We start from the raw sequence: 4,047 nt of genomic DNA on the forward strand, positions 1-4,047 counted from the left end.
TTTTTCATAAATTCATCGGCAAGGTGGACTTTTGAGCTTTGAAAAAATATGCTTCCCGAAAGTACCAACAACATTCTTTGATATTACTTTCGGGAGCAACAAGAAAATAGCATGTTAGAGAAGTTTTGCAATTAAAATATTCATAAGCAGGATATTAAGGAGCCGCCGACAAATACCAAAAACAAGATAGATAATCAACTAATCGAATGTAAGATTTTTTGAAAACAAAGCAAGATTAATCAAAAACAAAAAAGTATGTCATGCTATAATACTAATTGCAGGAGGTGAAGTTAGTGACGCACAGTAAGGAGATTCAAGCAGCAATAAATTACATTGAAATGAATTTATGCGAAGAATTATTTTTAGATGATATTGCCAATGTAGTAGGATTTTCAAAATTTTATTTTCACAGAACATTCCAAAAAGAAGTCGGAATGTCAATTTATGATTATATTAGGAAACGTAGACTCGCAAGTGCTGCATCTATTCTGCTTAACACAAGTGTTTCTATACTTGACATAGCCTTAAATTTTCGCTTTGAGTCACAAGAGGCTTTTACAAGAGCGTTTAAAAGTATCTATCAATTACCGCCAGGCAGATATAGAACAACTATTAGAAATTTAATTACAGGAGGAAACAAAATGAATGATAAAACACAGATCAAAGAATGGATTATTACTGGAACAACCCCCGAAAAATATGAAGTAAATATTGACCATAACACTTGTAATACGGGAACAAAATCAGCAACGATAAAATCCGTCGCTGATGTATTTGAAGTTGGAGAATATGCAACAGTTTAGTGCTAAAAACTTTTTGGGTAAGAGAGTTTGTTTTTCCGGTTTCGTAAAAACTCAAGATATAACTGGTAAAGGACAGGTGTGGCTGGACAATGTCAATTTTCAAGAAGTGAATTACAATACACCAACCACCGAATTTATTCCTAATGAAGTATTTCCAGATTACCCAAAAAATTTGTCTTTTGAGGAATGATATTTTCAACTTTATCAGTTTAATAATTATTTGCCGAAGATACATTGTTGATTGAGTATATAAATAACCATCATTTGGCCTCTGATATTTTGCAACAGACAATGTGGTTGATAAAATGCCGTCACTTTCTATTTCTTTGATATCATTTTCTGGAGCAACAAGAAAATAGCATATTAGAGAAGTTTTGCATTTAAAAGATTATAGACAAAAAAACAAAACACGCCCCACAAAAAGTATTTAGTGCGAATCAAAGGGAATCTACAACTTTAAAGAGAAAAAGCCAATCAGTTTATTGATAAATAAAGAGTAATTTCAAAGCATAGTTATCATAACTGTGCTTTTTAAAACTAAACTCACGATATTATAATGGATTTGCGATAAATACACGATTCCTAAACAATGTTGTTAGCTTTAATTTGACTTTTCTTTCTGTAAATCAAGTAGTACAGTGTAGCAGAAAGGCAAGCGACTATATGGCTGATTAGAACAGCAAGCCAAACTCCATCAAGACCTAAGAAAGATTTTGATAATATCCAAGCCAAGGGCATACGAACAACAAGATAATAAAACGTCATTAGCAGCATACCTACAGTAGGTTTTCCCATGCCATTAATGGTTCCTAGTAAACAGTTCGTAATCGTGTTGAATACATAACCTACACCAACAATCAGAAAATACATGGAAACTAATTCGGCCACACCAGAAGTATTCACAAATAATCTTGACAGCGGTTTCGCAAAGATAACTACTATAACTGATAACCCTAATACGATAGCACCCCCGTTGAAGATTGAACATTTTAGATATTCATTTGCCCTATCAGCACGTTTTCCTCCAATACATTGACCAATAATTGTTGTCATTACCATGTTAAACGCCATAGCTGGATAAAGAAGAATCGTTTCCAGTTTTCCGGTAATGCCGTAGCCAGCAATCGCTGTAACACTAAACCCACTGATAACTGCTGTTAGAAAACTGGTGCTGATGGCAGGGATGCTCTGTTGTACAATAGACGGCAAAGCATTTTTCACCATAGGTGGAATGAAATGAAAATCAATCATCGAGAAATGCAGAGAAAACATCTTCTTTCTGATCATATAAATAACCAAAATCAAAACAGAAATGCTTTCTGAAACAATCGTTGTGATTGCCGCTCCGTTAAATCCAATCCACCTGATGAATATGGGATTCAAAATACAATCCAAAATAGTACAAATCAAAATGGATATTGCTTGCAAAGATGTATTTCCGTAGCTCCGTAAAAGTGCGGCAAAATATAAATAGAGAAAGGTTGAAATATAACCAAGTAAATAGATTGCCAGATAATCATAGGCCATATCGAAAATTTCGGAACGTGTATTTAGCCAATTTAAAATTGTGGGTAATCCTAACTCTAATACAATCGTTAAAACAACGGAAAACAATAATGCTGAAACAAACGAAGTTGTAACCAAGCTATCCACTTGCTTTTTATCCCCAGCACCTATTTTTTGAGATAGGATAATGGAAAGACCGTTGGTTGCTCCCATTCCGATTGCAGTCAGCAGTAATATAACAGGCGTTGAAGAAGTTAAAGCGGCCATAGCCGTTTCGCCCAATAAATTGCCTACCCAAATACTGTCCATGATGTTGTAAGCCAGATTCAAAAACATAGCGGCCATCATCGGCAATGACATTTTAATAAAAGATTTTCTTGTGTTATCGTTAATAAAATCAATGTTTGAAATCATAATATTCTCCTTTTTTGAATGAACACCATTCATTTATAATTTGATTTTTAACCCTGCTCTCAAAAGCAGGGTTAAGGCTATACTTGCAAAATAAATTTTAGAAATTCTTTAATTCTTACTATCTTTTCTTTACTGTGTATTTGCTCGTTCAATAGGATTCCCAACTGTCCATATACAGCAAAGGAAGCTGCTGTTTCGGGATCGGGCAAATGTATCTCTCCATTTTCATTCGCTTTCCTGAATAGTTCTGCGACCACGGGAACCATAACTTCGCAGACTTTCATAGACAATTGGTCATGTATTCTCTTGCTGTTTTCATTGTGAAATAATTTATAGCTGATACTATCCTCTTTTTCAAAGTCAATATAAGAGGGCGTTTGCTCCAACTTTTGTTTCAGAGTCAGACTATCATCGCAAAGAATAAGCTTCATTTTATCTGCTAACCTTTGTGCGTATTCTTGTATTGAGCAGTCAAACAAAATTTCTTTTGATGGAAAATAGCGGTAGCACAGTCCTTGAGCAACTCCTATTTTATTCGCTATATCGGTCATAGATGTTTTTTTATATCCTTTTTCATAAAACAGAACCATAGCGGCATCTAATATTTCCTGCTTTCTCACTTCGGGTTCTTTTGTAATACGAGCCATTTTGTACCTCCAAATTTGATTATTTTGTTGCGGAAACAATAAATGAGGTATGGTTTACTTTCTGCCAAACAATATCATGAAAATATAAATCTGACATACTGCATATTTCACGTTCCGAATATATTTTGACATCTCACTCATTGCTAAATCGCATAAAAGCATTCATAATTACCCTGCTCTCGTTCCACAACCTAAATTCAGAACCACATGGTATTCAAGTGTTGACAACTTTTTTAATAAAGCAGGGTAAAGATTTCTTGCATGTTGTCCTTTTATATCTTCGTCATAAGTGACAGCTTGCTTATTAAAAGCAGCTTTTGACTTTTCTTTACTTTCCTCTTTCAAAGAATAGTGTAACACTACACAATCAAAATGTCAATGAGTGAATTTCATTCATTGATAAACAGAACATTACTTTTTATAACAAGCCACTTCACTTTTTCCTTACCTGTGGAATTGGAGCAAGTTCTGTCTGCAAAACGGATAAGCCCATAAGTCATGGTGGCTTATGCCCTGTCTTGCAAACGGATAGAAACAAACAAGAAGAACAGTAACCTACCAGAACAACAATTTATATAAACAGAGAAAGAAATAATTAAGGCTATATCAAAAAATATAAACGTCAATATAAAAATGTAAACTTTTGCTCATTTAAGAATGTAGGTTTTTATTCATTC

Annotated in this window: 5 protein-coding genes; 2 read left to right on the plus strand and 3 right to left on the minus strand. The window is 34.0% G+C overall.

Going from position 1 to position 4,047, the window contains the following annotated elements:
• Positions 1 to 293 precede the first annotated feature (293 nt).
• Both GOQ29_RS08290 and GOQ29_RS14615 read left to right on the plus strand, forming a co-directional pair.
• Positions 294 to 803, plus strand: a complete 510-nt coding sequence (locus tag GOQ29_RS08290) for a helix-turn-helix domain-containing protein (RefSeq protein ID WP_350445996.1) — start codon at positions 294 to 296, stop codon at positions 801 to 803.
• Complete coding sequence (locus GOQ29_RS14615; protein ID WP_252187558.1) at positions 790 to 993, plus strand: hypothetical protein; 204 nt, start codon at positions 790 to 792, stop codon at positions 991 to 993. Before GOQ29_RS08290 ends, GOQ29_RS14615 begins: the two co-directional genes overlap by 14 nt.
• 392 nt (positions 994 to 1,385) lie before the next feature.
• Here the strand turns inward: GOQ29_RS14615 and GOQ29_RS08295 are convergent, their stop codons facing one another.
• The 3 genes from GOQ29_RS08295 to GOQ29_RS14620 all read right to left on the minus strand — a co-directional run bounded on the left by GOQ29_RS08295 (position 1,386) and on the right by GOQ29_RS14620 (position 3,730).
• On the minus strand, positions 1,386 to 2,723 hold the full coding sequence (locus GOQ29_RS08295; RefSeq protein ID WP_203372188.1) for an MATE family efflux transporter: 1,338 nt from the start codon (positions 2,721 to 2,723) through the stop codon (positions 1,386 to 1,388).
• Between the two features lie 77 nt (positions 2,724 to 2,800).
• Complete coding sequence (locus GOQ29_RS08300) at positions 2,801 to 3,370, minus strand: TetR/AcrR family transcriptional regulator (protein WP_203372189.1); 570 nt, start codon at positions 3,368 to 3,370, stop codon at positions 2,801 to 2,803.
• 168 nt (positions 3,371 to 3,538) lie between these two features.
• Positions 3,539 to 3,730 (minus strand): hypothetical protein, encoded by a 192-nt coding sequence (locus GOQ29_RS14620; RefSeq protein WP_252187559.1) that lies wholly within the window; start codon positions 3,728 to 3,730, stop codon positions 3,539 to 3,541.
• Between the last annotated feature and the right edge of the window lie 317 nt (positions 3,731 to 4,047).

Origin of the sequence: Anaeromonas gelatinilytica, assembly GCF_016820635.1 — a bacterium.
In the GTDB taxonomy this organism is placed as follows: Bacteria; Bacillota; Clostridia; order Tissierellales; family SIT17; genus Anaeromonas; species Anaeromonas gelatinilytica.

Bases quoted from the DNA above. Each gene is read 5' to 3' on its own strand.
- GOQ29_RS14615 (WP_252187558.1), top strand. From the start codon at position 790: ATGCAACAGTTTAGTGCTAAAAACTTTTTGGGTAAGAGAGTTTGTTTT.
- GOQ29_RS08295 (WP_203372188.1), bottom strand. From the start codon at position 2,723: ATGATTTCAAACATTGATTTTATTAACGATAACACAAGAAAATCTTTT.
- GOQ29_RS08300 (WP_203372189.1), bottom strand. From the start codon at position 3,370: ATGGCTCGTATTACAAAAGAACCCGAAGTGAGAAAGCAGGAAATATTA.